Genomic DNA, 3,039 nt, shown 5'->3' on the forward strand with positions numbered 1-3,039 from the left:
CGCGTGCGCGTCGTGCTCGTCGACCAGCGCGGCGCAGGGGGATCGACGCCGCGCGGCGGCACGCGTCACAACAGCACTGCGCGGCTGATCGCCGATCTGGAAGCCGTGCGCGAACAACTCGGTATTGCGCGCTGGGGCGTCGTCGGTGGATCGTGGGGCGCCGCGCTCGCACTCGCCTATGCGGGCACGTATCCCGCGCGGGTGACCGGCGTCGCACTGCGTGGCCTGTTCCTGACGTCGCCACGCGAGGTCCGCCGGCTATTCACGACGTCGCGCACGCGTGCGCCTCGCGAATGGCAGCGCCTGCATGCGGCGGCCGGCGGCGGCCAACCGGAGCGCCTGCTGTCGTGCTGCGCACAGCGGCTGCGTCGCGGCGCGAACACCGCCGGGCAGCGCGCGGTGGCGCTCGCGTGGCACGCGTACGAAAACGCCGTTCTCGCATCGGCGCAGACGCGCCGCTCGCCCGCGCGGGCGATCCGCTCGGAGAAGACTGTTCGCAGGCTGATCGACAAATACCGGATCCAGGCACATTACCTGCAGCACGGCTGCTGGCTCGGCGAGCGCAGCGTGCTCGCGTTCGCGCGCCGGGCGGCACGGGCGGGTGTACCGCTGTTCGCCGCGCACGGGATGCACGACCCCGTGTGCCCGGTCGGCAACGTCGTCCGCCTCGCACGTGCCGCACCCGAGGTCGCGATCGAACGCGTGCATGCCGGGCATCTGGCAAGCGACCCGTCGTTGGCACACAGCGTCGCACGCGCCGCGGCTGCGATGTTCGCAGCGGTAGCGTTCATGTGATCGCGCATGCCGCGTGCAACCCTGCGCCGGTTCATGTCATGACGCGACGCATGACACAACAATCGGCGCGGCGGCGCAACGTTCAATCCCACGCATAGCGCACACCGACCCACGCACCGCGCGGCGCACCGGGCCCGACGAACTGTTCGTTCACCGGACTGGCGCCGTCGAATGTGTGGTTCGGCCCGTTGAAGAAGTTCTGGCCGAGCGCACCGAAGCTCGCATAGCGCTTGTCGAACAGGTTCGTCACGCTGGCGAACACCTCGAACCGCTTCGTGATCCGGTAGCGCATGTCGAGATCGACGAGCACGTAACCCGCGATCCTGCCGTTCACGTCCTGGTTGTTCTCGTCGCCGCGCGCGTACACGCCGCTGCGCCACGTGACGTTCGCGCCGATATCCCATGCGGGCGTCGCCGCGTAGTCGAGCCTCAGCTTCACCGTGTGCGCGGGAACGCCGGGAATGCGGTCGCCCGGCTTGACCGTCACGTTGCCGCTCGCATCGGCCGCCGAATTCGCCGGGCTGTGTTCGGTCCACGACGAACGGTAGGTCGCATCCACATAGCTGTACGACAGCCCGACACCGAGCGGGCCGAGCCGCGTGCGTCCTGCCAGCTCGACACCCTGCCGCCGCGTATCGCCGACATTGCGGAAATAGCCCTGCGCGCTCGCCGGACTGCTGATGAACTGGATGTCGTCGGTCAGTGTCGTGCGGTAGGCCGCGGCGCTCCAGGTCGTCGCCGCGCCGATGCGGCCGCGCACGCCGGCTTCGAACGTCTTCGAGATCACCGGCCTGAGTGCCGGATCGGCGATGAAGTCGTTCGGCAGCGAACACGGTGCGGACGGGTCCGCGCACGCAAGCTCGATCGCGGTCGGCGAGCGCATGCCTTCGTTGTAGGCCGCATACGCGGTGAAGCCGGCGACCGGGTTCCAGTTGAGCCCGACCGCCGGATTGAAGCGCGAGAACGTATGATTGCCGTCGAGCAGCGGCTGCGTGCCGCTCTCGTCGCCGATCTGCGCTTTCGACCAGTCATAGCGGCCCGACAGCGTCAGCGTCCAGTGCGGCGTCAGCGACAGTGCGTCGCTCAGGTACACGCCGAGATTCGCATTACGCGTCTTCGCGCTGGTCTGCTGGACGAAATCGCCGACGCCGATCGCCGCGCGCGTATCGGTGAAGTACGCGTCCTGCGACGACGCGACGTAGCGCGAGTTCGCGACATCGGCCGCGACGCCCGCGATCAGCCGGTTGGCCATCCCGCCGAGCGTGCCAAGCAGCGTGAGCTGCACGCTGCCGCCGTAGCTGTCGGTGACGATCGTCGACTGCGCATTGCTGCCCTGCACCGTGTCGATCGTGCCGTCGTCGCCGGCGGATCCGTAATCCGTATTGTTGTTGCTGCTCGTATTGGTGTTCCGCAGATGCCGGTAGTACGCGTTGCCGCTCAGCTCGACGTGCTCGCCGAAGAACCGGTCACCCGACAACGTCAGGTACCCGGCACTGTTGCGGTTCTGGTCCGGATACGTATACGCCTGCTTCGGGTTGCCGAGAAACGAGCGCGGAATCGTCTGGGTGCCGTAGAGCGTGTTGTCCGCGCCGCCGCCCGCGATCGACAGCGTCGTGTCCGCATCGGTGTAGCGCAGCTTGCCGAACGCCTGCCGCACGCGGCTCGCGTTATGGTCCGCCCAGCCGCCATCGTTCGCGACATTCGCGGTGCCATAGTAGTCGAGGTTCGAGCCGATCGTCCCGCCCTGCTCGATGCTGGCGGTCTTGCGCCCCCACGAGCCGCCCGACACCTCCGCTTCGCCGCCCGGATTCGCCTTGCCGTTCTTCGTCGTGATCGCGAGTGCACCGCCGAGCGTATTGCGTCCGTATACCGGATTGGAGCCTGGAATCAGCTGCACCCGATCGATCGCCTGCACAGGCAGGATGTCCCAGTTCACGACGTCGCCGAACGGTTCGTTCACGCGCACGCCGTCGACGAACACCGACAACCCCTGCGGCGTGCCGAGCAGCGGTGACGCGGTGAAGCCACGATAGTTGACGTCCGTCTGGTACGGGTTGCCCTGCGCATCCGCGATCGTCACGCTCTGCAGGTTCGCGGCGAAGAAGTCGGTCAGCGTCGCACGGTGCTGTGCGTCGAGTTCCGCGCCGCGCACCGTCTGCACGTTCGCCGGCACCTTCGACAGCGGCGTGCCGATCCCGAGCAGCGGCGTCGTGCCGACGACGACCACCGCCGGCAACATGACGG

2 protein-coding genes are annotated in these 3,039 nt (G+C 68.1%); one reads left to right on the top strand and one right to left on the bottom strand.

What is annotated here, in order from left to right:
* Nucleotides 1–795 (top strand): alpha/beta fold hydrolase (locus JYJ84_RS32730; RefSeq protein ID WP_205189992.1); only part of this gene is annotated, 795 nt, incomplete at its 5' end.
* Nucleotides 796–877: 82 nt separating this feature from the next.
* Here JYJ84_RS32730 and JYJ84_RS32735 read toward each other — a convergent pair.
* A partial coding sequence (locus tag JYJ84_RS32735) for a TonB-dependent receptor (RefSeq protein ID WP_205189993.1) occupies nucleotides 878–3,039 on the bottom strand: 2,162 nt, incomplete at its 5' end.

It is taken from the genome of Burkholderia sp. LMG 13014 (assembly GCF_905232215.1).
Taxonomy (GTDB): Bacteria; Pseudomonadota; Gammaproteobacteria; order Burkholderiales; family Burkholderiaceae; genus Burkholderia.